The organism is Rathayibacter agropyri (assembly GCF_013249015.1).
GTDB lineage: Bacteria > Actinomycetota > Actinomycetes > Actinomycetales > Microbacteriaceae > Rathayibacter > Rathayibacter agropyri.
In genome coordinates this window covers 1-4,900 of record NZ_JABRPL010000015.1, presented here as the reverse complement: position 1 = coordinate 4,900, position 4,900 = coordinate 1, and the positions used below count along the sequence as shown (strand labels likewise).

Sequence of the window (4,900 nt, the reverse complement as noted above, 5' to 3'; positions counted from 1 at the left end):
CGTTACGTTGTGATCAGTGAGGCTGAGGCAAAATTCCCTCGCACGCCCAGCGAACAAGCCTCTGACCAGGGCTTTTACGAAGCCCTACCCGAATTTTGCATAAGCCTCAATAATTCGCAGCGCGGCCAGATCGGTGGCCCCGATACCCAAGCGGCGCTCCACGCGGCCGTCGTAGTCACGTTCGGCGGTGCGGAGTCGCGTCAGCAGCGCGAACAGATCGGGTCGAGCATTCACGGCAGGCACCTTCCGAGCGGCAGGCACCCGCGATGGGAACTCGCCGTCCTCATCGAACCACCTCGAGGGGAGTGTGAGCGCTTCTGTCCCGAAAGCGCACTCGGCGCTCCGACTCTTAGTCAACCGACTTAGCAATTGCTTACAGTCGTCGCAGCGGGCCGCTTCCAGTGTGCCGCCAAGTTCAGGAGGTGCACGATGGGTCGTCTGCTCTACGGTGCTCCGGCCAGCGCGCACTCGTTCAAGGACCGGGATCTCGCCCACCTGCAGGCCGTGATCACCTCGCGTTTTCGCCGCGGCGAGGGCTTCCTCCTCACGATCGATGACGACGACGGCCACCGGTCGGAACTGTGGCTGCACCCGGGGATCCCCACCCGCTACGAGTACGACGGCATCGCCCCGATCACGCTCAACCCCCACTGGCTCCGCGAGCTCTCGAACAACTCGAACGGCCGCTTCGGCCTCCACCTCCTCCCCGAAACCTCGTCCCCCGACGACCTCTCCGTGAAGAAGATCCCCGCATGAGCGACCACAACGGCACACTGTTCCGTCGCGGAGGCACCGTCCGCTTCGTCCGCTGGATCTCCTCCCGCGATGGCGGCTGGGCCCCCGAAATCGTGCAGGGCCGCTACCTCGAACGCGACGAGGCCGGCTGGCTCGTCGAGATCGAGGGCACTCCGACGGTTCTCGCGAAGGATGACTGGGCCGTATACCGCTGATCCGTGCGGCGTACTGTAGAGCAAGTGCGTTCGCTCGATCGCCGCGGCATCACCTCGGCTCCCTTCCTCCTGACCACCGTCGGGACCACGAGTCTCGTCTTTCTCTGTGCCTTCGAGTCCCTTGCGGTCACGACGATCATGCCGATCGTCAGCGCCGACCTCGACGGGCGTGCTCTCTACCCGCTCGCGTTCGCCGCCACTCTCGCCGCCGCCGTCGTCGGGATGGTCGCGGCCGGCTCCTCGGCCGACCGGCGTGGTCCCACTCCCGCTCTGCTGACGGCGATCCTGCTGTTCACGCTCGGCCTGATCGCCGCAGGTGCAGCGCAGTCGATGCCGGTGTTCGTGGCGGCCCGCCTGCTTCAGGGCCTGGGCAGCGGAGGGATTACCGTCACCCTCTACGTGCTCGTCGCCCGCGTCTATCCCGGCGAGCTGCATCCGCGGATCTTCGGCGCCTTCGCGGCCGCCTGGGTCGTGCCGTCCCTGATCGGCCCGTTCGTGGCGGGAGTGGTGGTCGAGGTCGCGAGCTGGCACTGGGTCTTCTTCGGGGTCGTCGCGTTGGTCGCCCTCGCCAGCGCCGCCGTCGCACCGACCCTCCGCGCCCTCGGCCCGCAGGAGCGCCTCCCTTTCGACCGGGGCGCCAGAGGACGAATCGCCCGCGCCGTCGTCGTGTCGGCAGGAGTCGTCGTACTCAGCACGAGCGCTGAAATCGCACCCGGGCTCTCCGGTTTCCTCGCCGCCGCCGCGATGGTGGTCGTCCTCGTCGCCGTCCGCGCCCTCCTGCCCGCAGGCACCCTGCGCGCCCGGGGAGTGCTGTCGTCGGTGATCCTGCTGCGCGGCCTGGTCGCCGCCGCCTTTTTCGGCACGGAGGTGTATCTCCCCCTGCTCCTCTCCGAGCAGTACGGCCTCCCGCCGTGGCTCTCGGGAGCGACGCTGACGGCGGGCGCCCTCTCGTGGGCGCTCGGCTCGAACCTCCAGGGCCGCCCCGGCACCCGGCTCAGCCACGGCGGCGCGATGAGGCTGGGCACGGCGCTGGTGCTCGCGGGCATCGCCGTTGTGCTACTGACCACCGTGCTCCATCTCGCCCCCGCTGTCGCCGCGGTCGGCTGGTTCTTCGCCGGCGGCGGCATGGGCACGATGTACCCGCGGATCGGAACCATGACTCTGGCCCTGTCCGCACCGGGACGCGAGGGCTTCAACAGCTCGGCGCTACAAATTGCGGACTCCACCGGAGCCTCGGTGTCGCTCGCCGTGACCGGCCTCCTCGCTGCGGCGGTCACCGGATTAGTCGGCGCAGGCATGGGCGTATTCAGCGCGACCTTCGCCTACGGCGCCCTGCTCGCTCTGGCGGCGGTGGCACTCGCCGGGCGGACCGACGGACTCCTGCGCCGCGAGGGACGCCGGGAGCCCGCCGTGCGCGATCAGGTGTAGAGGGACTCCGGTACCTCGAGCCCGTAGATCGCACGACCCGACGACCAGATCACCGAGCATGCGGCCCGGAGCAGATCGATCGCGTCGTCACCGGCGTCCACGATCACCACGGAGTCGCCGTCGAGCCGGACCCTTGCCCGGCGGACCGTGTGCGTCCCGTTCTTCGACACGGTGGTCGCCGGGTAGGGCACGTGCAGCTCCCGCAGATCGCCCAGGATGTACTGCGGCCGTAGCTTCGGCTCCGCCGCGAGCAACTGCTTGGCCCGGTCGATTCCCGTGAGCACGTGCGCGCCGTCCATGCCGGCAGCGTTGGCGCCGGCGATGTCGGTGTCGAGCCGATCACCGATGAAGAGCGGATTCGCGGAGCCGAAGCGAGCGGTGGCCGCGTCGAAGATGGCGCGCTCCGGCTTGCCTGCCACGACGGGAAGCCGGCCGACCGCGGTGTGCACCGCGGAGACCAGCGTGCCGTTGCCCGGAGCGATGCCCCGCGCGACCGGAATCGTCCAATCGGTGTTGGTCGCGACCCACGGGATGCCCGCGTGCAGGGCGAAGGACGCCTCCGCCAGCTGCTCCCAGCCGACAGTGGGCGCGAAGCCCTGGATCACGGCCGCGGGCGCATCATCCGCGCTGCGCGTAACCGTGAAGCCGGCCCGCTCGACCTCAGTGGTCAGCCCCTCGCCGCCGACCACCAGGATCGTCGCGCCCGCCGGAACCAGGTCGGCGAGCAGGACAACCGCCGCCTGCGGTGAGGTGACGACGTCCTCCGGCCGGACGGTCAGACCCAGGTCCGACAGGTGTCCTGCAACGGAGGCGTCGGTCCGCGAGGCGTTGTTGGTGATATAGCCGACTCGGAGCGTTTTCCCCGCGCGGTTCAGGCTCTCGACGGCGAATGGGATCGCATCGGCGCCCGTATAGACGACACCGTCGAGATCGGCGAGGACGGCGTCGCGACCGTCGAGCGGGGACGGCTCAGTCCTGGTGCTGATGCGAAACATCGGCATCCTCCTCGATGCTCGGGGCGACGACGGCGGATCCACGAGAGTCGGCGGCCACCTCGGGCACCGAAGCGGCCACCTCCTCGATCACCTCCATCGTCTCGTCGTCGCCGCCACCCTCGGCCGCGAAAACCGCCTGCGCTGCGACGTCCGCGCGGCGCTGCCACTGGTCAGCCTCGTCGGTGCGTCCGAGCTCCTCGAGCACGAGGGCATAGGCCGCGAAGAGATCAGGACTGTAGGAGAACGCGCGGTCGGGATCGAGCTGCGGAATCTCCAGCTCCATGAGCGCAAGTTCGGCCTGGTCGAGGTCGAGGCGCGCCCCGGACATGGCGATAGCCAGCGACACCTGAGCCCCCGGGCTGAGCGTGCCGCGATCGAGAGAACGGCCGAGCTCAAGCGCCTTGTCCGGTCGGCCCACTCCGCGCTCGGAGTCGACCATCAACGGCACCTGTTCGTCCGACCCGGAGATGCGGCGGAAGGTACGCAACTCCCGCAGAGCGAGAGCGAAGTCGCCCGTGGCGTAGGCCGAAATCGCGAGCGATTCGCGGACGACCGCGATGCGACCCGCACGACGCGCGGCGGACAGCACGTGCCGGTGGGCAAGCTCCGGATCCTCCTCGAGGAGCCGGCCAGCCATCACCAGGTGACGGGCGACCCACTCCGCGTTGTCCTTCGAGAGAGTGCGCAGTTCATTGCGGGCGACTTTGTCGAGGTCCTTCGCCTGCACATCGTCCGGAAGATCGGGGTCGTCGTGCCGCGGGCGCACGGACTGGAGCGACCGGCGCTCGCGCTCCTCCTCCGTGAGCTCCGGCTCCTCGCGCGAACCACCGCGGCCACCACCGACGCTCTCACGTCCTCGGCCCCCAGCCGGGCGGTCTCCGGCCCCTCGTCGATCATCCGACCACGGGCGCGCCCCACCGTCGCGACCACCTCCGCGGAACGGCGGACGCGACTCGCCGTCACGGCGCGGGCGCGGATCACCCCCACGATCCGGACGCGACTGGCCACCACCGCGATACGGCGGACGAGCATCACCATCACGACGCGGACGCGAATCACCCCCACGATCCGGACGCGACTGGCCACCACCGCGATACGGCGGACGAGCACCTTCGTCACGGCCCGGACGCGAGTCACCGCCACGCTGCGGACGGGACTCACCACCACCGCGATAGGGCGGGCGAGCATCACCATCGCGGCGCGGAGAAGAGTGTCCCGAACCGCCACGGTTACCGGAGGACCGGTCGGAACCGCCGGCGCGGGGCGGTCGCTCATCGCGCCGTCTGGGATTCCGTTCGTTGCGATCGGATCCTGAGTCGTCCATGCGTTCCTCGCCTGTCGTGGTGATGCTCTGTGGAGTTGACCCGCCCAAGGGCGAGGAGGACGGCACCAGCCGTCGCACCACCCTAACCCGCGCCGCGCTCCACGGAGACGCGGGGTGAGTGGCAGTGGTTAAACAGCGATGGCCACCCAGTGTGTGGGTGGCCATCGTGAATGGTGTCCGGCGGTGTCCTACTCTCCCACAGG

General features: G+C 69.4%; 7 protein-coding genes. 4 read left to right on the top strand and 3 right to left on the bottom strand.

The genetic code is table 11. The annotated features are described in order from the left end of the window. Window positions 1–84: 84 nt before the first annotated feature. Window positions 85–234 carry a hypothetical protein gene (locus HRF29_RS14520; protein WP_173249561.1) on the bottom strand — a complete coding sequence of 50 codons (150 nt, stop codon included), beginning with the start codon at window positions 232–234 and terminating at the stop codon, window positions 85–87. Between the two features lie 195 nt (window positions 235–429). On the opposite strand from HRF29_RS14520, the gene HRF29_RS14515 reads away from it, so the two are divergent. The 3 genes from HRF29_RS14515 to HRF29_RS14505 are packed head-to-tail and all read left to right on the top strand — an operon-like array spanning window position 430 to window position 2,378. After that, window positions 430–756 (top strand): DUF7882 family protein, encoded by a 327-nt coding sequence (locus tag HRF29_RS14515; protein WP_173249560.1) that lies wholly within the window; start codon window positions 430–432, stop codon window positions 754–756. Continuing rightward, entirely contained in the window at window positions 753–950 is a 198-nt protein-coding gene (locus tag HRF29_RS14510) for a hypothetical protein (RefSeq protein ID WP_173249559.1), read from the top strand. Before HRF29_RS14515 ends, HRF29_RS14510 begins: the two co-directional genes overlap by 4 nt. A gap of 24 nt (window positions 951–974) precedes the next feature. Beyond that, on the top strand, window positions 975–2,378 hold the full coding sequence (locus HRF29_RS14505) for an MFS transporter (protein ID WP_343043762.1): 1,404 nt from the start codon (window positions 975–977) through the stop codon (window positions 2,376–2,378). Here the strand turns inward: HRF29_RS14505 and HRF29_RS14500 are convergent. Further along, window positions 2,369–3,379, bottom strand: coding sequence for an HAD-IIA family hydrolase (locus HRF29_RS14500; RefSeq protein WP_173249558.1), 1,011 nt, complete (start codon window positions 3,377–3,379; stop codon window positions 2,369–2,371). The genes HRF29_RS14505 and HRF29_RS14500 overlap by 10 nt on opposite strands. Next, the gene (locus HRF29_RS14495; protein WP_343043761.1) at window positions 3,348–4,139 is read right to left on the bottom strand and encodes a tetratricopeptide repeat protein; all 792 of its coding nucleotides are present in this window, start codon (window positions 4,137–4,139) and stop codon (window positions 3,348–3,350) included. The genes HRF29_RS14500 and HRF29_RS14495 overlap by 32 nt, the downstream gene beginning before the upstream one ends. Between HRF29_RS14495 and HRF29_RS14490 the strand changes: the two genes are divergently transcribed. Next, complete coding sequence (locus HRF29_RS14490; protein WP_173249557.1) at window positions 4,125–4,688, top strand: hypothetical protein; 564 nt, start codon at window positions 4,125–4,127, stop codon at window positions 4,686–4,688. The two genes, HRF29_RS14495 and HRF29_RS14490, sit on opposite strands and share 15 nt — an antisense overlap. Window positions 4,689–4,900 lie beyond the last annotated feature (212 nt).

Excerpts from the sequence above, each read along its gene's own strand:
- HRF29_RS14515 (WP_173249560.1), top strand. The coding sequence starts at position 430 with ATGGGTCGTCTGCTCTACGGTGCTCCGGCCAGCGCGCACTCGTTCAAG.
- HRF29_RS14510 (WP_173249559.1), top strand. The coding sequence starts at position 753 with ATGAGCGACCACAACGGCACACTGTTCCGTCGCGGAGGCACCGTCCGC.
- HRF29_RS14500 (WP_173249558.1), bottom strand. The coding sequence starts at position 3,379 with ATGCCGATGTTTCGCATCAGCACCAGGACTGAGCCGTCCCCGCTCGAC.